At 67.7% G+C, this 18,498-nt stretch carries 17 protein-coding genes and 1 tRNA gene; 9 read left to right on the top strand and 9 right to left on the bottom strand.

What is annotated here, in order from left to right; translation table 11 throughout:
- The coding region (locus tag ACM14_RS24410) for an MFS transporter (protein WP_065347577.1) at positions 1-811 on the bottom strand (811 nt) is incomplete at its 3' end.
- Between the two features lie 106 nt (positions 812-917).
- Here ACM14_RS24410 and ACM14_RS24405 point away from each other — a divergent pair.
- From ACM14_RS24405 to ACM14_RS24390, 4 genes are all read left to right on the top strand, one after another.
- Positions 918-1,874 carry a LysR family transcriptional regulator gene (locus ACM14_RS24405; RefSeq protein WP_013803067.1) on the top strand — a complete coding sequence of 319 codons (957 nt, stop codon included), beginning with the start codon at positions 918-920 and terminating at the stop codon, positions 1,872-1,874.
- 120 nt (positions 1,875-1,994) lie between these two features.
- Positions 1,995-2,543, top strand: a complete 549-nt coding sequence (locus ACM14_RS24400; RefSeq protein ID WP_065347574.1) for an RNA polymerase sigma factor — start codon at positions 1,995-1,997, stop codon at positions 2,541-2,543.
- The gene (locus tag ACM14_RS24395) at positions 2,533-3,492 is read left to right on the top strand and encodes a FecR family protein (protein WP_084027440.1); all 960 of its coding nucleotides are present in this window, start codon (positions 2,533-2,535) and stop codon (positions 3,490-3,492) included. The genes ACM14_RS24400 and ACM14_RS24395 overlap by 11 nt, the downstream gene beginning before the upstream one ends.
- A 222-nt stretch (positions 3,493-3,714) precedes the next feature.
- Complete coding sequence (locus tag ACM14_RS24390) at positions 3,715-6,093, top strand: TonB-dependent siderophore receptor (RefSeq protein WP_063326540.1); 2,379 nt, start codon at positions 3,715-3,717, stop codon at positions 6,091-6,093.
- Between the two features lie 78 nt (positions 6,094-6,171).
- Here the strand turns inward: ACM14_RS24390 and ACM14_RS24385 are convergent, their stop codons facing one another.
- The gene (locus ACM14_RS24385; protein WP_034398349.1) at positions 6,172-6,435 is read right to left on the bottom strand and encodes a hypothetical protein; all 264 of its coding nucleotides are present in this window, start codon (positions 6,433-6,435) and stop codon (positions 6,172-6,174) included.
- A gap of 206 nt (positions 6,436-6,641) precedes the next feature.
- On the opposite strand from ACM14_RS24385, the gene ACM14_RS24380 reads away from it, so the two are divergent.
- A complete protein-coding gene (locus tag ACM14_RS24380; protein ID WP_043823569.1) occupies positions 6,642-6,935 on the top strand; it encodes a DUF2789 domain-containing protein in 294 nt (97 codons plus the stop codon).
- 86 nt (positions 6,936-7,021) lie between these two features.
- A complete protein-coding gene (locus ACM14_RS24375; RefSeq protein WP_065347573.1) occupies positions 7,022-8,965 on the top strand; it encodes a PAS domain-containing sensor histidine kinase in 1,944 nt (647 codons plus the stop codon).
- A 45-nt stretch (positions 8,966-9,010) separates the two neighbouring features.
- On the opposite strand, the gene ACM14_RS24370 is transcribed toward ACM14_RS24375, so the two are convergent.
- The 3 genes from ACM14_RS24370 to ACM14_RS24365 form a co-directional block, all read right to left on the bottom strand.
- A complete protein-coding gene (locus ACM14_RS24370; protein ID WP_254662128.1) occupies positions 9,011-9,574 on the bottom strand; it encodes a hypothetical protein in 564 nt (187 codons plus the stop codon).
- Positions 9,575-9,760: 186 nt separating this feature from the next.
- Entirely contained in the window at positions 9,761-9,883 is a 123-nt protein-coding gene (locus tag ACM14_RS32660) for a hypothetical protein (RefSeq protein ID WP_013803059.1), read from the bottom strand.
- Between the two features lie 122 nt (positions 9,884-10,005).
- Complete coding sequence (locus ACM14_RS24365) at positions 10,006-11,955, bottom strand: sigma-54-dependent Fis family transcriptional regulator (protein WP_065347571.1); 1,950 nt, start codon at positions 11,953-11,955, stop codon at positions 10,006-10,008.
- 320 nt (positions 11,956-12,275) lie between these two features.
- On the opposite strand from ACM14_RS24365, the gene ACM14_RS24360 reads away from it, so the two are divergent.
- Positions 12,276-14,078 (top strand): NAD(P)/FAD-dependent oxidoreductase, encoded by a 1,803-nt coding sequence (locus ACM14_RS24360; RefSeq protein ID WP_065347570.1) that lies wholly within the window; start codon positions 12,276-12,278, stop codon positions 14,076-14,078.
- A gap of 69 nt (positions 14,079-14,147) precedes the next feature.
- Positions 14,148-15,215 (top strand): 2,3-butanediol dehydrogenase, encoded by a 1,068-nt coding sequence (locus ACM14_RS24355; protein ID WP_013803056.1) that lies wholly within the window; start codon positions 14,148-14,150, stop codon positions 15,213-15,215.
- 125 nt (positions 15,216-15,340) lie between these two features.
- Here the strand turns inward: ACM14_RS24355 and ACM14_RS24350 are convergent.
- Positions 15,341-15,430, bottom strand: a tRNA-Ser gene (locus ACM14_RS24350).
- A 13-nt stretch (positions 15,431-15,443) separates the two neighbouring features.
- Positions 15,444-16,415 (bottom strand): LysR substrate-binding domain-containing protein, encoded by a 972-nt coding sequence (locus ACM14_RS24345; RefSeq protein WP_065347569.1) that lies wholly within the window; start codon positions 16,413-16,415, stop codon positions 15,444-15,446.
- Between the two features lie 174 nt (positions 16,416-16,589).
- Here ACM14_RS24345 and ACM14_RS24340 point away from each other — a divergent pair, with 174 nt between their 5' ends.
- Positions 16,590-16,994 carry a tautomerase family protein gene (locus tag ACM14_RS24340; protein WP_012204809.1) on the top strand — a complete coding sequence of 135 codons (405 nt, stop codon included), beginning with the start codon at positions 16,590-16,592 and terminating at the stop codon, positions 16,992-16,994.
- 45 nt (positions 16,995-17,039) lie between these two features.
- Here ACM14_RS24340 and ACM14_RS24335 read toward each other — a convergent pair whose 3' ends face one another.
- Together ACM14_RS24335 and ACM14_RS24330 are read right to left on the bottom strand one after the other, a co-directional pair.
- On the bottom strand, positions 17,040-17,957 hold the full coding sequence (locus ACM14_RS24335; RefSeq protein WP_065347568.1) for an SPFH domain-containing protein: 918 nt from the start codon (positions 17,955-17,957) through the stop codon (positions 17,040-17,042).
- Positions 17,958-18,057: 100 nt separating this feature from the next.
- On the bottom strand, positions 18,058-18,483 hold the full coding sequence (locus tag ACM14_RS24330) for an NfeD family protein (protein ID WP_012204811.1): 426 nt from the start codon (positions 18,481-18,483) through the stop codon (positions 18,058-18,060).
- Between the last annotated feature and the right edge of the window lie 15 nt (positions 18,484-18,498).

The following is an 18,498-nucleotide window of genomic DNA, read 5'->3' as shown; positions in this document are numbered from 1 at the left end:
CGGCGGCGCCCGCCAGGCCCAGGGCGCCGGCTGCGGCGCTGCCCATGTGGAACTGCTGGTGCAGCATCACGGCCAGCGTGGACCAGAAGGCACTGAAGGCCACCGACAGCAGGCCCTGGGCCAGGGCCGCACGGCGCAGCGCGGGCTGGCCGCGCCACAGCTGCACCATGGAGCCCAGCAGCGCGCCATAGCCCAGTTGCGTGGTCGGCCTGAAACTGGGCAGGCCGCGCCACAGGGCCACCCCCAGCAGTGCCATGGCAGCGGCGGCCAGCAGGTAGACGCTGCGCCAGCCGCCATGCTCGGCCAGCAGCCCGCTGACCACGCGCGACAGCAAAATGCCCAGCAGCAGCCCCGTCATCACTGTGCCCACCACCTTGCCACGCTGGTGCTCGGGCGCCAGCGTGGCGGCGGCCGGCACCACATCCTGCGCCAGGGTGGCAGCCAGGCCCACGGCCAGGCTGGCGGCCAGCAGCGGCGCCAGGCCCGGGGCCAGGCCGCTGGCCAGCAGGGCCAGCATCAGCGCGGCGGTCTTGGCCAGGATGATGCGCCGGCGGTCCATGCGGTCGCCCAGCGGGGCCAGCAGCAAAATGCCCAGCGCATAGCCCAGCTGGGTCAGCGTGGGCACAAAGCCCACGGCGCGCTCGCCCGCGCCCAGGTCGGGGCCGAGCACGCCCAGCATGGGCTGGCTGTAGTAGAGCGAGGCCACGCCCACGCCCGCCGTGGTCGCCATCAGCAGCACCAGCGACCGGGGCACGCCGGACGCCTTTTCGCTGGTGGCCGCTTGGTTATGCGTAGATTGAATGCAAGACATGTTGATCCGCCAATACGGCGTGTTTGAGAAACGATGGCCGTAGTGTGGTGCGATGCAGCAACCCACGGTAGTGGCTGCGTCCGCAGAATCGATATACGCTTGGCGTATGACCATAGCCGACCTCTCCCTGCCTTCGGGCGCAGACCGCATCGAACTGCTGCAGACCTTTGTGCGCATCGTCGAAAGCGGCAGCCTCTCGGCCGCCGCGCAGCAGATGTCCACCACCCAGCCCACGGTCAGCCGGCGCCTGCAGACGCTGGAGCGCGCGCTGGGCCTGCGCCTGCTGCGGCGCTCCACCCACGCCATGGCGCTGACCGACGACGGAGAGCGCTGCCTGGCCCATGCGCGCGAACTGCTCGATACATGGCGGGCGCTGGAGTCCGACCTGCGCGGCGCCCAGGACACGCCGCGCGGCCTGCTGCGCGTGGTCGCGCCCCACGCCTTCGGCCAGGACCAGCTCATGGCGCCGCTGCTGCAGTTCCTGGGCCGCCATCCGGCCGTCAAGGTCGAGTGGCTGCTGCATGACCGCCAGCCGGACTTCATTGCCGAGGGCATCGACTGCGCCGTGCAGGTGGGCGCCGTGGTCGATCCATCGGTGGTCGCGCTGCGCGTGGCCGAGGTGCCGCGCATTGCCGTGGCCGCGCCTGCCTTGCTGGGGCAGGGCAGCGTGCCCCAGCACCCGCGCGAGCTGCAGGGGCTGCCCTGGATTGCGCTGCGCACTTTCTACCAGCGCGAGCTGGAACTGCACCGCGTGGGCGATGAGCGGGTGTGCAAATCCTGGCGTCTGCAGTTCGAGCCCCGGCTCAGCACCGACAGCCTTTATGCGCTGCGCAACGCCGCCCTGGGCGGGCTGGGTGCGGCCCTGGCCTCGGCCTGGATCGTGCGCGACGATCTGGAGGCGGGCCGCCTGGTGCACCTGGCCCCGGACTGGCAGGCCGCGCCGCTGCCCGTGCACCTGGTGTATCCGCCGGCGCGCCACCAGCCGGCGCGCCTGCGTGCCTTCATCGCGGCCATGCGGGAGGTCATGCCGGGACTCACCGGAATGCGCGCGCCGCTGCCCTGAGCCGTTCGCCCGCCGCTGTTGCGGCGGCGCGTCACCGCCCGGTTTGCCACCGGTAAGCATGGCAACTGCATAGGATAATAAGAATCATTTGCGATCTTCTTCGCGATTGGCTTTTCCTCCATGCCGTCCCCCTCCACGCTACAACTGCCCGCCGAGCCCCTGCTGGCCCAGCTGGTGCAGCACTATGACGAACTGGTCGGTTTCCTGCGCCACCGCTTCGGCGATGAATGCCAGCCCCGCGAAATCGTCAACGAGCTGTGCCTGCGGTTGATGGAGCGGCCCGTTCCCCAGGGCATTGCTAACCCGCTGGCCTTTCTGCGGCATCTGGCGCGCGACCTGGCCATAGACCGCCACCGGGCCCAGGCGCGCCGGCCCGAAACGCCCTTCGATGGCGCCGAGCTGGAGGAGCGCCTTGCCCCCGCCGCCGCCATGCCGCTGTCCCCGCCCGAGCTGGCCGTGGCCGCCGCCCAGCGCCAACGCGCGCTGCTGGTGGCGATAGAGCAGCTGCCCCAGGCCAGCCGCGAGGCCTTCATCCTCACCAAGCTCTACGGCATGCCGCAGGAAGAGGCCGCACAGCGCATGGGCATCTCGCGCGGCATGGTGGCCCGCCATCTGGCGCGTGCACTGCGCGATGTGCAGCCCGTGCTCACGGCCGACCATGCCGCCTGAGATCACGCGCAGCACAGGCGGCACGCGCAGCGCGCGCCAGGGTGCTTCTGCGCAGTCTTCGGGGCGCAGCGCCCATCTGCCCGTCGATGACGCCCTGGCCCCCTTTGCCGACATGCTGCGCCGGCACCTGCCCACGCCCGAGGAAATCGAGCAGGCCGCCGCCCAGCGCCAGAAACTGCGCCAGCGCAGGGCGCTGCGCGCAGGCACGGCTGCGGCCCTGGCGGCGCTGGCGCTGCTGCTCTGGGCCGACCCCGCGCTGCAGCGCCAGACCCTGGCGACGGCCGTGGGCCAGCGCCAGAGCTGGCAACTGGCCGATGGCAGCGAGGTGCGGCTGAACACCGGCTCGCGCGTGCAAGTGGCGCAGCACCTGCGCTCGCGCCGCCTGGTGCTGGACCAGGGGGAGGCGTCCTTCGAGGTATCCCATGCCTTCTGGCACGGCTGGGTGCCCTGGCTGCAGCGGCCCTTCACCGTGCAGGCCGGCGGCGTGGTGGTGCAGGACATCGGCACCGTGTTCGGCGTGCACCGCCATGAGGATGGCGCCGACATCACCGTGCTGCAGGGCAGGGTGCGCGTGCATTCCATGGACGGTGGCGGCGCACCCGTGGAGCTGTCCACCGGCCAGCAACTGCGCACGCGCGCCGGCCGGCCGCTGCCGCAGCTCGTGCCTGCAGAGGCGGGCGACGGCGCCGCTGCTCTGGCCGCCCTGGCCTGGCGGGAGGGCCGCCTGGTGCTGGACGGCACGCCGCTGTCCGAGGCCGTGGCGCAGATGCAGCGCTACCGCAGCGCACCCATCGTGCTGGCCGACCGGCATGCGGCGCAGCTGCGCATCTCGGGGCAGTTCGACCTGGACCGCATCGACCAGCTGCTGGACCTGCTGCCCCGCCTTGCCCCCGTGCAGGTGCGGCATGAGGACGACGGCCGCGTGCTGATCTCCACGCGCCACAGGTAGGCGCAGGTAGGCGCAGGTAGGCGCAGGTAGGCCGCCCGGCAGTTGTCCCTGCAGCCGCTGGCCTGATTAAGAAATTTTCCGTGGCCATGTGTACAAACCTGCGCGCTGCAGCGGCTTACAGGCAGACCGGCATCGCGCCCGGGCCCGAGCTGGCCCTGGAGGGGCTTGCCGCCGCCGCCGTATCCCGTATTCCGTACCCAACGCCTCAGGAGAGATGTCGCCATGAACCCTTCCCCTACCGTCACCGGCCTGCCGCGCCTTCGCATCGCGGCCCTGGCCGCCGCACTGTGCATTGCCGGCCTGGCCCATGCCCAGCCTCTGGCCGTGGACCTGCCTGCCCAGCCGCTGGCCCAGTCGCTGAACGCGCTGGCGCGCCAAAGCGGCGCCCAGATCATCTTCCTCACCGATGTGGCCCAGGGCCTGCAGGCGCCCGCGCTGCGCGGCACGCTGGAAGTGCGCGAGGCCCTGCAGCGCCTGCTGGCCGGCAGCGGCCTGCAGGTGCGTGCGCAGGATGAGCGCACCTTCACCGTGGAGCGCAGCGGCGGCCCGGCTGCCAGCTCCGGCGCTGGGGGTGCCGTCATGGCAGAAGTGCGCGTGCTGGCCTCGCGCGCGGAGGACACGGCCTACTACGCCCCCTCGGCCGCCAGCGGCACCAAGACCGAGGCGCCACTGCGCGACGTGCCCCAGACCATCAATGTGATCCCCCAGCAGGTCATGCGCGACCAGGCCGCCACCTCGCTGCAGGACACGCTGCGCAACGTGGCCGGCATCGGCCTGTCGCACGGCGACGGCCAGCGCGACCAGGTCAGCATCCGCGGCTTCACCAGCATCGGCGACCAGTTCGTGGATGGCTTCCGCGACGACGCGCTGTATTTCCGCGACCTGTCCAACATCGAGCGCGTGGAAGTCGTCAAGGGCCCGGCCGCCGTGCTCTATGGCCGCGGCTCCTCGGGCGGCCTGGTCAACCGCGTGACCAAGAAGCCGGGCGTCAATGTCTCCGACGTGGCCGTCAGCGTGGGAAGCTGGGCCGACAAGCGTGCCGAATTCGATGTGGGCCGCGCGCCCGAAGGCAGCGACTGGTCCTGGCGCGTCACCGGCGCCGCCGAAGACGCCAACAGCTACCGCAGCCAGCAGTTCCTCAAGCGCGAGACCATCGCCCCCTCCGTCATGTGGAAGCCGGACGGCAACACCTCGCTGACGCTGCAGGCCGAGCTGCTGCGCGACAAGCGCGTCACCGACTTCGGCATTCCCGCCTATCGCGGCCGCCCCGTGGATGTGGCGCCCGGCACCTACTACGGCTCGGCCAATGCGCGCGATGCGGACACCTCCGAATCCACCGTGGGCTCCTTCACCGCCACCTTCAACCACCGCTTCTCGGACACGCTGCGCGTGCGCAACGCGCTGCGCTACTACCACTACGAGCTGGACCGCCAGAACACCTTGCCGGCCGGCACCACCAACGAGGCGGCCGGCACCGTGGCGCTGACCCGCTCGGGCGTGGACCGCAACGAGCACGGCATCTTCAACCAGACCGAGCTGATCCAGAATTTCAGCACCGGCAGCGTGCAGCATGAAGTGCTCTACGGCCTGGAGCTGGGCCAGCAGAACAAGGATGCGCTGTCCTACAGCGGCGGCACCCTGGCCAATGTGAACCTCTGGAACCCCGTGCTGCCCGTGGCACCGCTCAACGGCGGCGGCACCCTGAGCGGCAGCACGCTCAACCGCTACCTCACGCGGGCCCTGTACCTGCAGGACCAGGTCACGCTGTCGCCGCAGTGGAAGCTGCTGGTGGGCCTGCGCTATGACCGCTTCGGCCAGGAAACCGACAACCGCCTGGCCGGCCAGAGCGACTTCAGCCGCACGGACTCCACCTGGAGCCCGCGCGCCGGCCTGGTGTGGCAGCCCGATGCCGTGCAGTCCTATTACCTGTCGGTCAGCCGCTCCTACCAGCCTTCGGCCGAGATGTTTGCGCTGTCGGCCACCAATGCCGCCATCAAGCCGGAAAGCACCACCAACTATGAAGTGGGCGGCAAATGGGACCTGATGGACGGCAAGGCCATGGCGACGGCATCGCTGTTCCAACTGGAACGCACCGACATCAAGACCACCAACCCGGCCCAGCCCACCCAGCTGATTCCCATCGGCACGCAGCGCACTCGCGGCCTGGAGCTGTCGCTGTCCGGCGAACTGCGCCCCGGCACCCAGGCCACCTTCAGCTACGCCTACCTGGATGCCGTGGTCACCGAATCCACCACCGTGGACGCCGGCCAGCCCGTGCAGGGCAAGCGCGCCACCATCACGCCCAGGAACTCCCTGTCTGTCTGGCTCACCCAGCGCCTGGGCGATGCCTGGACCGTGGGCGGCGGCCTCAACTACGTGGGCGACCGCTTCGCCAACCCCGGCAACACCGTCACGCTGCCCGCCTACACGGTGGTGGATGCCATGGCCCAGTACCGCATCGGCCGTGCCACCACGGTGCAGCTGAACCTGCGCAACCTGTTCGATCGCCGCTATATCGTCTCGGCCCACGGCACCAGCCCCAACCTGAACCTGCCCGGTGCGCCGCGCAATGTGATGGTGACGCTGCGGCACAGCTTCTGAGGCTGCGCCGGCAGCGCCGGCCTCTGCAAAAGACAAAGGCCCACGCAAGTGGGCCTTTGTCCATCCGGGCCGTGCCGTTTACTCGGTCGCCTTCTTCAGCGATTCCTTGGCGTTGTCTGCCGACTGCTTGGAGCGCTTCTTGTGGTAGTCCGACTTGACGTTGTTCACGGCCTTGCCGACCGGCCCGCTGTCCTTGGCTTTGGCGTCGGCCTGCTTTTCCTTCACCTTGTGGTCGGCGGCGTCGGCGGCCTCGGAGGCGGCCTTGCCCACCTGGGCGTGGGCGGTCGACAGGCCTGCGGCGAAGGCAAGGGAAATGGCGGTGGCAAGCAGCAGTTTTTTCATGGAACAGGTGTCCTGTGATGAGGTGGCTGCATGGTGCGCCAGTGCGCTGGTGCTGCCTTGTAGGAGCAGGGCTGTGCTGTGCGCGGGCACTGCGGCCCAAGCGCAGAAGGGCTTCCGACGGTAGCTTGCTTTGGTGTCCGACATGGGGCTGTCGGCCAAGCTTCTAGCCTTGGACCAACCCCCGCCACACCCAAGAAGGACACACCATGATCACAGCCGAACCCACCATGACCAACCTCTTCGATCAGCTGGGACTGGACTCCAGCCCGGAGGGCATCCGTCAGTTCATTCTTTCGCACCGCCTGGAGAAAAACACGCTGCTGGTGGACGCGCCGTTCTGGACCGACGCGCAACGCGCCCTGTTCTCGCAGCAGTGGCATGCCGATGCGACCTGGGCGCTGGTGGTGGACCAGCTCAGCGAGGCCTTGCATTCCGAGCCCGACCTGGACGCCGTGCCTGCCCCGGTGGCTTCCGAGCATGAGCAGGAAGCGCGTCCCTGATCCTGTGATGCAACCGCTTGCGATGAATCCGTGCTGCTTACAATTTTCGCGGCGCATTCAACCCATTTGCCTACGGAGTCGCTCACATGCTGACCTCGAATGGTCTGGCGTCGGCCTCTCCAGGCTCCGACGCTCTTTTGCCCCTTGACCCGGGCCACGCCGTTCTGGATGCGTTTCCCGACGCCGTCTTTGTCGTCGGGCTCGACGGCCGTCTGGCCCACTGCAACCGCCAGGCCCGCAGCCTGCTGGACCACTCCGGAGATGCGCTGGAGGGCAGCGTTTTCGAAGAGCGTTTCGTCGCCCAGGCTGCGCGTTCAGGCTGGGCAAGCCGCCAATGGGAGCCTCCTGCCCAGGCCGCACAGCCCCGGCAGGCCAGCTGCTGGCCGCTGCTGACCTGTTCAGGGCGCGAGCGGCCCGTGGCTTCGAGCACATCGCGCATACGGCTGCCGGACGGCAGCCCGGCGTTGCTGCTGTGCGTGCGCGAGGCCGATGCGCACTCGCCTGCAACGCCGCTGTCCGCGCCGCCGCCCCTGTCCAGCCCGCTTTCCAGTGCCGAGCGCAGCTTTGCCTTGCTGGTGCAAAGCGTGACCGACTATGCGATCTACATGCTCGACCCCGAAGGCCGCATCGTGAGCTGGAACCTGGGCGCCAAGCGCATCAAGGGCTATGAGGAGGAGGAGGTCCTCAACACCCATTTCTCGCGCTTTTACACACCCGAAGACCAGCAGGCCGGGCTGCCGCAGGCGGGGCTGCGCACGGCGGTCAGCACGGGCCGCATGGAGGCCGAAGGCCTGCGCGTGCGCAAGGATGGCTCGCGCTTTTGGGCCTCGGTGGTCATCGATGCCATCTACGATGAGGGCCGGCTGATCGGCTTTGCCAAGGTCACCCGCGATGTGACCGAGCGCAAGGCCGCCGAATCCCAGCTGCGCCAGGCCTTGAAGATGGAGGCCATCGGCCGCTTCACGGGCGGCGTGGCCCATGACTTCAACAACCTGCTGATGGCCGTGCTCAGCAGCCTGGAGCTGCTGCGCAAGCGCATGCCGCCCGACGAGCGGCTGCGCGCGCTGGTGGAAACCGCCACGCGCGGCGCCCAGCGTGGCGCCTCGCTGACCCAGCGCATGATGGCCTTTGCGCGGCAGCAGGAATTGAAGACGGAGGCCGTGGACGTTGCGGTGCTGCTGTCGGGCCTGCAAGGCCTGCTGCAGCAGGCGGCCGGCCCGCATATCTTTCTCAAGATGGCCCTGGCCGCCAACCTGCCGCGCATCCTCACCGATCCCAGCCAGTTCGAGAGCAGCATGCTCAACCTCGTCGCCAACTCGCGCGACGCCATGCCGGGCGGCGGCGTCATCAAGATCGCGGCGGCCGTGGAAACGATGCTGCCGCGCCAGCTTGCAGGCCTTGCCGCAGGCTCTTATGTCTGCGTGCGCGTGGAGGACACCGGCGAGGGCATGGACGAGCAGACGCTGTCCCGCGTGGTCGAGCCCTTCTTCACCACCAAGGGCGTGGGCAAGGGCACCGGCCTGGGCCTGGCCATGGTGGACGGGCTGGTGGCCCAATCCGGCGGCAAGCTCGTGCTGCACAGCACACCGGGCAACGGCACCACGGTGGAGATGTGGATGCCCATCTCCAAGGACGAGAGCACGGCCTGCCACCTGGGCGCCCAGCGCACGCAGGACGTGGGACCCATGGACGTGCTGCTGGTGGACGACGACCCGCTGGTGCTGGCCAACGCCTCGGCCCTGCTGGAGGACCTGGGCCACCGTGTCACGGCCCTCGGCGCCGGGCAGGAGGCCATCGACCTGCTGGCGCGCCAGGCACGCTTTGACGTGGTCATCTCCGACTACGCCATGCCCGGCATGAACGGCGTCGAGCTGGCCGAACACATTGCGCAGCGGTATCCAGGCTTGAATTTCATCCTGGCCAGCGGCTTTGCAGACATCCCGGCGCTGCCGCCTGGAATGACGCGGCTGGCCAAGCCGTATTCGCAGGAGGATCTGAGCCAGTTGCTGCATCAGTTGGTGAGGGCGTGAGCACCCATGGAGATGGCCTGCGAAGCGTTTTCGCAAGCCATCACATCAAGATGGCAGGGTGGAAACAATGGCGCGATTGGCCTGCAGGTGGGCTTCAATCGACGCCAATTGCGCGTCGTAATCACTGATGACCTGCTGCGCGGAAGTACTCCGTGGCATCCTTGTTTTTAGAAAAACAAGAACGGGTATGACGAGCAAGGAAAGCATCCACGCCAACGTGAGCGCAGTGTTGAGGGCAGTCATCTTGATCTGGTTTATCGCCGTAGGACCCGCAAGAAGCAGGACGAGGAAGCTGATGCCGGTCAGCTTCAACCTTCGGCCGCGTGCGTGTGCACGCTTCTTTTGATGGGCTTCCAACGCTTGTGCACGCAGCGCAAGAATCTGCTGCTTTTCTTGCGTCAGCCTTGGAATGGCCAGTTCTGCCGCTGTGCGATCCGTGCCCCGTTGGATGGCGTGAAGGGAGTTTTCCACCTTTTTCAGTGAAATGATTCCGCCTTGACGTTCAAGAATTTGGGCGCTTCCGCAATGCGCGCAGATGAAGCGTTCCGTGTCACTTCCAATCTCCAGTGGAGCGGAGCAATTGGCACAAGACAAGCTGTATATCGGCAAGCCACTCTCCCGTTTTTCTGGGGCAATCCAAAGCCAAAGCTGCCCATACATGCCAAGTCACCCGGCCGTATTCATTGCATGGCCCATGGGCAGCGAGCCGGGCAGTGTAGCGCTGAATGCGGCGGGTTTGACCAGGCTGCATGCGCAGCCAGACCTGCTCCAGTTGTTGCAGCCGTGGGGGAGGGCTCAGACACCTGCCTTCTCGAACAGCCGGCGCAATACCTGCATGGGCAGGAACCTGACCTTTCGCCGTTTCAGTTCCCGCCGGAACAGGCGCTCGCGTTCAATGAAGTTGATCTTGGGTTTCATCTTTTTTTGGGGCTGCAATGGACGAAACGCGCCAATCTACTGGTGAACGCCGCAGCTGCTGTAACACCGTGTCAGCGACGCTTCGGGATTGCCGGTTGCCGGTTGCCCGTTGGCGCTCGGCCCTATGGCCCGCGCCATTGGGCATGCCGCACGCCAAGCTGCAGCTGCTGGATGCGGCGGTGGATGGTGGAGCGGCTGACGCCGAGCTGGCGTGCGGCCTCGGAGACGTTGCCCTGGCATTGGGCCAGCAGTTGCTCCAGCGCCTGTGCGGCGGGCTCGCTGGTGTTGCTGGCCAGGGCGGCGGTGCAGGGCGGGGTGCCGTGCAGCGCATCGGGCAGGTGGTCGGGCTCGATGCTGCCGTCGCCATCGTTCCCGCACAGGGCTGCGGCGTAGCGCAGCGCGTTGTGCAGCTCGCGCAGGTTGCCGGGCCAGGCGTGCGCGGCCAGTAGCGCGCGGGCCGCGTCGCCCAGGTGCAGATGGCTGCCCAGCGTGGCCAGCATCTGGTCGGCAATGGCCTGCAGGTCGCTGCGCTGGCGCAGCGCGGGCAGCTGCAGCTCGGCGGCATTGAGGCGGTAAAGCAGGTCTTCGCGGAAGCTGCCGCGCCGCACCAGTTCGGCCAGCGGGCGGTGTGAGGCCGAGATGACTCGAACGGACACTGCCCGTGGCGCGCGGGCGCCCAGCGGGGTGATTTCGGATTCGGACAGGACACGCAGCAGCTTGGCTTGCAGGGCCAGTGGCATATCGCCGATCTCGTCGAGGAACAGCGTGCCTTCGTGCGCCGCGGCGATCAGGCCCTCGCGGCCCTTGCTGGCGCCGCCGGTCCAGGTGCCGGGCAGGTAGCCGAACAGCTCGCTTTCCAGCAGCGCCTCGGGAATGGCCGCGCAGTTGATGGCGACGAAGGCGCCGCTGCGGCCGCTGCTGGCATGCAGCGCGCGGGCCAGGTATTCCTTGCCTGCGCCGGTCTCCCCCTGCACCAGGATGGGCAGCGTTTGCGGCGCGAGCCGTGCGGCCTTGCGCAGCAGCGTCTGCAGCTTGGCATCGCCCGTGTCCAGCGCCTGCAGCGCTGCCGGCAGCGGGGGCTGCGCCGGCATGGCCTGCGTGCGCAGGCGGCGTGTCGGGCGCTGTGGCTCCATGGCATGGGCGAAGAGGATGCTGCCGTCGCGGGCGCGGATGATGCGCTCCTGCGCCGGGCGATGGCGGCGCAGCTCGGGCAGGTGGCGCAGGTCCACGTCGAAGAAGCGCTCCAGCGGCTGGCCGATGAGCTTGTGGCGCTGGCGCCAGTCCAGCTGCGCGGCGGCCACCAGCAGGCGGGCGCCCGCGTGGGTCATGGCGCGGATGCGGCCCCGTGAGTCCACGCTGATGGAGGCGTCGGGATCGACGTCGAGGAAATCGGGCGACTGCGCCAGGCGCACCACCCAGTCCTGGCCGGACTGGGCCATCAGGTTGGCCTGCTCCACGCGACGCGCGGCGGCCACGACGAGGTTCAGCGCCAGGTTCTGGCTGGCCCGCTCGGCAGGCGAGCGCAGCAGCGACAGGTCCAGCACCGCTGCGAGTTCGCCGTGCATGTCGTAGATGGGTGCGGCCGTGCAGGACAGGCCGGTGTGGGTGAAGTCGAAATGGTCGCTCTGGTGCACGGTCAGCGCCTCGCCCGTTTCCAGGCAGGCGCCCACGGCCGAGGTGCCCGAGTGGTCCTCGCGCCATTGCGCGCCCAGGTACAGGCCTGCGCGGCGCAGGTCGCCAGCGTCGGCCTCGTGCCCGAGGAAGTCCACGGCCACGCCGTGCCGGTCTGCCAGCAGCAGCACGTAGTCCAGGCCTTTGAGCTGCTGGTACAGCCGCTCCAGCGCATGGCGGGCGATGTGGATCAGCGGCTCGGATTCCTCGCGGTGCGCGCGCAGCTGGCCGTCGGTCACGATGTGGGCTTCGCTGGTATGCGCCGGGTCAAGCCGGTGGGAGTCGATGCAGCGGCGCCAGCTGCGCAGCACGGCGCGGTCGCGCTCTTGGCCGCGGTTGGAGTAGCCGAGGCCAAAGGCTTCGATTTCCTGGATGTGCGAGGCGTAGGACTGCAGGGGCATGGCGTGGAGTCGATGCGGGCTTTGAACGTGCCGCAGACGATTCTGTGCCCTGTGCGGCGCAGCGCCAATCAAGACTTACCCACTGCCCCTGCTGCGCTGCAGCACGCCTGGTGCGACAGGTGTCGCAGGGCTGCCCCACCTGTCGCGGGCGGCAACGCCGGGCAGCGGGTTGCAAGGCCCAGGGTTTGTACCGGAGGCGCGCAGGCAACCCCTTGATTTGCCTGGCGCATCCTGCCGCCGGGCCTGCCTGGCATGGTGATTGCGTAAGAGGGCCTGCCCGAAGAAAAACCAGCGGGCATGACCGCATCAAGGAGACAACCATGACCGATACGACGCCCAACGCCCGCGCCAAGGCGCTGCTTGACCAACTCAACCATGCCCTGGGAGACCGCGACTTCGCGGCCGCCAGCCGCCTGTTCGCCGATGAATGCTATTGGCGCGACCTGGTGCTGCTGACCTGGAACATCAAGACCATGGAAGGGCGCAGCCAGATCGCCGACATGCTGGCTGCGCAGCTGGACGCCGCGGCGCCCGTGCGCTTTTCGCTGGACGAGCGTGAGACGGTGGAGGAGGCCGATGGCGTGGTGTCCGCCTGGATCGTGATCGACACGCGCCATGCGCGCGGCGGCGGCCATGTCCGCATCAGGGACGGGCGCATCTGGACGCTGCTGACGGCCGCCCAGGAGCTCAAGGGCCATGAGGAACCCATGGGCACGCGCCGCCCGATGGGGGCCGAGCACGGCATCCGGCGTGGCCGCCAGACCTGGCTGGAGCGCCGCCAGCAGGAGGCGCAGGAGCTGGGCCGTGACAAGCAGCCTTTCGTGCTCGTCATCGGTGGCGGCCAGGGCGGCATTGCGCTGGGCGCGCGGCTGCGCCAGCTGGGGGTATCGCACATCGTCATCGACCGCCAGGCGCGCCCCGGCGACCAGTGGCGCAACCGCTATAAATCGCTGTGCCTGCACGACCCGGTCTGGTACGACCACCTGCCGTACATGCCTTTCCCGGACAACTGGCCCGTGTTCGCGCCCAAGGACAAGATCGGCGACTGGCTGGAGATGTACACCAAGGTGATGGAGGTCAACTACTGGCCCTCCACCGATTGCCTGAACGCCCGCTTCGATGAGGACAGGCAGGAATGGGAAGTGACCGTGGAGCGCAACGGCGAGACGCAGGTGCTGCGCCCCAGGCATGTGGTGTTCGCCACCGGCATGTCGGGCAAGGCGAATGTGCCCAAGATCAAGGGCCAGGACGTCTTCAAGGGCGAGCAGCAGCACTCGTCCCAGCACCATGGCCCGGATGCCTATGCGGGCAAGAAGGTGGTGGTGATCGGCGCCAACAATTCGGCGCACGACATCTGCGCGGCCCTGTGGGAGCACGGCGCCGATGTGACCATGGTGCAGCGCTCGTCCACGCACATCGTGCGCTCCGATTCGCTGATGGACATCGGCCTGGGCGACCTGTATTCGGAGCGCGCCGTGGCCAGCGGCGTGACGACCAGGAAGGCGGACCTGATCTTCGCCTCGCTGCCCTACCGCATCATGGCCGACTTCCAGGTGCCGGTGTACGACCGCATCCGCGAGCGCGACGCTCAGTTCTACCGCCAGCTGGAGGCGACCGGCTTCATGCTGGACTTCGGTGATGACGACTCCGGCCTTTTCATGAAGTACCTGCGCCGCGCCTCGGGCTACTACATCGACGTGGGGGCCTGCGATCTGGTGATCGACGGCAGCATCAAGCTGCAGGCGGGCAAGCAGATCAGCCACCTGTCGGAAAACGCGGTGGTGCTGGCCGATGGCACCGAGCTGCCGGCGGACCTGGTGGTCTACGCGACCGGCTATGGCTCCATGAACGGCTGGGTGGCCGACCTGATCAGCCAGGAGGTGGCAGACAAGGTGGGCAAGGTCTGGGGCCTGGGCTCGGACACCACCAAGGACCCGGGGCCGTGGGAGGGCGAGCAGCGCAACATGTGGAAGCCCACGCAGCAAGACGCGCTGTGGTTCCACGGCGGCAACCTGCACCAGTCGCGCCACTACTCGCTGTACCTGGCGCTGCAGCTCAAGGCGCGGCAGGAAGGCCTGCCAGTGCGTGTCTATGACCTGCAGCAAGTTCATCACCTGCGGTAAGGCCGAATAATCGCCATGGGGCGGCTGTGCCGCCCGCCAACCCAGCCTTGCAAAACAGAAAGTTCAATCATGAAAGCAGCACGTTTCTACGACCGGGGCGACATCCGCATCGAAGACATCCCCGAACCCGTGGTGGAGCCCGGCACCGTGGGCATCGAGGTGGCCTGGTGCGGCATCTGCGGCACGGATTTGCATGAGTTCATGGAAGGGCCGATCTTCATTCCGCCCTGCGGCCATCCGCACCCCATCTCGGGCGAGTCCGCACCCATCACCATGGGGCACGAGTTCTCCGGCGTGGTGTACGCCGTGGGCGCGGGCGTCGACGATATCAAGGTCGGTCAACACGTCGTGGTGGAGCCCTACATCGTGGCCGACGACGTGCCCACGGGGCCGGGCGACCACTACCACCTGTCCAAGGACATGAATTTCATCGGCCTGGGCGGGCGTGGCGGCGGGCTGTCCGAGCGGATTGCGGTCAAGCGCCGCTGGGTGCACCCGATCTCCAATGCCATTCCACTGGACCAGGCCGCGCTGATCGAGCCGCTGTCCGTGGGCCACCATGCCTACACCCGCAGCGGCGCGAAGGCGGGTGATGTGGCGCTGGTCGGCGGTGCAGGCCCCATCGGCCTGCTGCTGTCCGCCATCCTGAAGGCCAAGGGCCTGACGGTGGTCATCACCGAACTGAGCGCCAAGCGCAAGCAGAAGGCGCGTGAATCGGGCGTGGCCGATCACATCCTGGACCCTTCCGAAGTGGACGTGGTGGCCGAGGTGATGAAGCTCACCGGCGGCAAGGGCGTGGATGTGTCGTTCGAGTGCTCCAGCGTGAACAAGGTGCTGGACACGCTGGTGGCCGTGACGAAGGCCACGGGCGTGGTGGTGATCGTGTCCATCTGGAGCCATCCGGCCACCATCAACGTGCACAGCGTGGTCATGAAGGAGCTGGACGTGCGCGGCACCATCGCCTACTGCAACGACCACCAGGAAACCATCAAGCTGGTCGAGGAGGGCAAGATCAACCTCGAGCCCTTCATCACCCAGCGCATCCAGCTCGATGACCTGGTGGCGCAGGGCTTTGACACGCTGATTCACAACAACGAATCGGCGGTGAAGATCATCGTGCAGCCACGGCTCAGGTAGCCCGGGCGGCAGGCCTGAATCGAACCCGCTGCGATCAGGAGCGGGTTCGCCTGATGCCTGCCGTGTGGTCACGCTGCGCAAAGAAAAAAGCCCTTGATTGAATCAATCAAGGGCTTAGATCATTTTGGCGGAGAGGGCGGGATTCGAACCCGCGGTGGGGATTAGCCCACACACGCTTTCCAGGCGTGCGACTTAAACCGCTCATCCACCTCTCCGAAGACCGCGATTCTAGCATCGATTTTTGGGGGCGGCGGCGAAGTTGCCTGCTTGCGTGATCGGCATGCCTTGGACGGCTGGCACTTGCGGCATGGCCCGCACCTGCGCCTGCAGCCACGTGCACAGGGTGTCGAGCCGGGCAGGCGCGGCGGTGCTGCGGCGCAGTGCCAGGTAGCGGTAGCCGGAGGCCGTGAAGCCGAAGGGTGCCAGCAGGCGGCCGGCCTGCACGTCGTCCATCACCAGGTGCCAGGGAGCGACGGCTGCACCCAGGCCGCGCAGCGCCGCTTCCAGCGTGAAGTAGTAGTGCTCGTAGACGGGGCCTACCGCTGCGGGCGGGGCCATGTCCATGGAGGCGGCCCACAGGTCCCAGGCATCGCGCCGGCCGCGCGTGTGCAGCAAGGGGAGGCTGGCCAGGTCATGGGGCCGCGCGACAGGCCCGGCCATTGCGGGGGACATCACGGGGCCCAGGTACTCGTCGAAAAGCGGCAGGGCCAACTCGTCGTCTGCAATGGCCTGGCCGCTGTTGCCGCTGCTGTCGGTGGGAATGGCCGTGATGAGCAGGTCGCAGCCTTCGCGTGCAGCGTCGGTGCCGGTGTCCGTGGTGCGCAGGCGCACCTCGATGCCGGGATGGTGCGCGTGGAAGTCGAACAGCCGGGGGATCAGCCATTTGACGGTGAATGTGCTGAAGCAGGCCACGTCCAGCGGGCCTTCGTGGGCGTCGCCCAGGCTGCGCACCGCCTCATTGATCTGCTCGAAGGCCTGGGTGAGCGCGGGCTGCAGGGTGCGCGCCGCTGCGGTGAGCGTGGGGCGGGCCTTGGTGCCCGCGAACAGCGCCAGGCCCAGGTGCTGCTCCAGCTGCCGTACCTGGCGGCTGACGGCGCCGGGTGAGACGCACAGCTCGTCTGCCGCCGCCGTCATGCGGCCCAGGCGTGCGGCAGCTTCAAAGGCGCGCAGGGCGGCCAGCGGGGGCAGGCGGCGGGTCATGGGTCGGGTCATGGGGCGGGTGGAGGCTATGTGAGTTCCAGGTACATAGAACCGGCCAAATCATCGCTTTTCAGGCAATGGGCCGGTGGATAGATTTGCCGCTTCGGCCGGCAATTCCTGCGTGGATTCTGGCCGGACTCTCCCTCTCCATTCGATCCCAAAGCACATAGCACCATGCCCTTCGTCCACACCTATCTGCCCCAGTCCACCTCCACTTCCCAGCGCGATGCCGTCGTGCAGGGCATCCACCAGGCGCTGGTGCAAGGCATTGGCATGCCCGAGGACGAGCTGTTCAACATGGTGCACCCGTACGCTCCCGGGCAGTTCGCGTTCAGCCGCAGTTTCAACGGGGTGGCGCGTTCGGATGCGGTGGTGGTGGTCGAGATCACCATGCGGCGCGGACGCAGCGATGCGATGAAGAAGGCCTTGTATGCGGCCATTGCGCGCAATCTGCACGAGGGGGCCGGGGTTGCGCCGGCCGATGTGTTCATCTTCATGCATGAGAACGACTACTCGGACTGGTCCGTGGGCCATGGGCGCTTCGCCATGGCACTGGTGCAGCAGACCGGCGCGCAATGAAAAACGGGCCGCGATGGCCCGTTCTTGGTGGGGTTTCGGCAGATCTCAGTTGGTGCGCTGCCCGGTCTGGATCATCTTCATGGCCGAGGTGATCAGGCTCGATACCTCGGTCATGTTGCTGGGAACGATCAAGGTGGTGGTGGCGTCCGATGCCACCTGGCTGTAGGCCTCGACGGCCTTTTCGGCCACCTTGAGCTGCACGGCCTGTTCGCCGCCAGGCTGGCGGATGGCGTTGGCCACGCGTTCGATGGCCTGGGCGGTGGCGTCGGCCACGGCCTTGATGGATTCGGCCTCGCCCTGGGCCTTGTTGATGACGGCCTGCTTCTCGCCTTCGGAGCGTGCGATGAAGGCTTCGCGCTCGCCGGTGGCGATGTTGATCTGTTCCTGGCGGCGGCCTTCGGAGGCGGCGATCAGGGCGCGCTTTTCGCGTTCGGCCGTGATCTGGGCCTGCATGGAGCGCAGGATTTCGGCGGGCGGCGTCAGGTCCTTGATTTCATAGCGCAGCACCTTCACGCCCCAGTTGAGCGCGGCCTCGTCGATGGCGGAGACCACCTGGGCATTGATCATGTCGCGCTCCTCGAAGGTCTTGTCCAGTTCGAGCTTGCCGATCACGCTGCGCAGCGAGGTCTGGGCCAGCTGGGTGACGGCCATGATGTAGTTGGACGAGCCGTAGCTGGCGCGCATGGGGTCGGTGACCTGGAAGTAGAGGATGCCGTCCACCTGCAGCTGGGTGTTGTCGCGCGTGATGCAGACCTGGCTGGGCACATCCAGCGGGATTTCCTTGAGGCTGTGCTTGTAGGCCACGCGGTCCACGAAGGGCACGAGGAAGTTCAGGCCCGGCGTGAGCGTGCCCGCGTACTTGCCAAGGCGTTCCTTGACCCAGGCGTGCTGCTGGGGCACGACCTTGACGGATCGTGCGATGAAGATGGCCGCGATGACGGCGATGACGATGGCGATTTCCATGGTGTCTCCAAGCCCGGAGGGCATTCAGTGAAACAAGAGGGTGAGGCGAAGGGGCGCGAGGACTGCATCCCCAGGTGTGCGCAAGAGGTGCAGCGGTGGCTCAGAGCTTGTCCACGAGCAGCCGGTTGCCGACGACCTCGGCCACGCGGTGCATGCCGGCCGAGGGCAGGTTGCCCGGGCGGCCGATCACGGTCCATTGGGCGCCACGGTAGCGGACCTGGGCCGTGCCGTCGGAATTCCATTGCTCGACCATGACGGACTCGCCTATGTCGAGGTTGACATCGCGGTTGCTCGATGCCGGCTGGCGGCTGGGCTGGCGGCGGCGCACCAGATAGCAGGCCAGCACGAAGGCGCTGCCCAGCGCGGCGGCGATGATGATCTGTGCAATGGGCGCCAGGCCCGCATGCGCGCACAGCGCGCCGACGATGGCGCCCAGCGCCAGCATCAGCAGATAGAAGCTGCCGGTCAGCAGCTCGGCGATGACCAAGGCGCCGGCGACTAGCCACCAGATGGTGGAATATTCCATGCGTGAGACTCCCTT

Origin of the sequence: Delftia sp. JD2 (genome assembly GCF_001682645.1) — a bacterium.
GTDB classification, from domain to species: Bacteria; Pseudomonadota; Gammaproteobacteria; order Burkholderiales; family Burkholderiaceae_C; genus Comamonas; species Comamonas acidovorans.
This window is presented reverse-complemented; position numbering and strand designations above follow the sequence as displayed.